General features: G+C 28.2%; 1 protein-coding gene. It reads left to right on the top strand.

The features are described 5' to 3' along the window. Positions 1 to 262, top strand: a 262-nt coding sequence (locus ACY2RX_RS14705; protein WP_490104730.1) for a hypothetical protein, incomplete at both ends; no start/stop codon positions are given.

Here is a 262-nt window from a genome sequence, read left to right as displayed (position 1 = left end):
ATATGCTTTGCACGCTAGCCAATTTAGAAGACCAACAGATAAAAACAAAAAATCTTATGATGTTTCAAAAAAAGAAGATTTTAAAACAATGTCTTCTGCTAATTTCTTAAAATTATCAGATAAAAAATCAAATGTTTTTTTAAAAGATAATGGTTTTCAAGAAAAATACAGCACAGAAAATGTAAAACAAATGATACGTGTTGGCTCTGCAAACCCCATAGATTTGGCTAAATATGTAGAAGATGCTAATGCTATGTTGTGT

The organism is Polaribacter sp. 2405UD43-2, assembly GCF_058147125.1.
The sequence above is the reverse complement of the archived record's forward strand: the minus strand, read 5'-3'. Positions and strand labels throughout refer to the sequence as shown.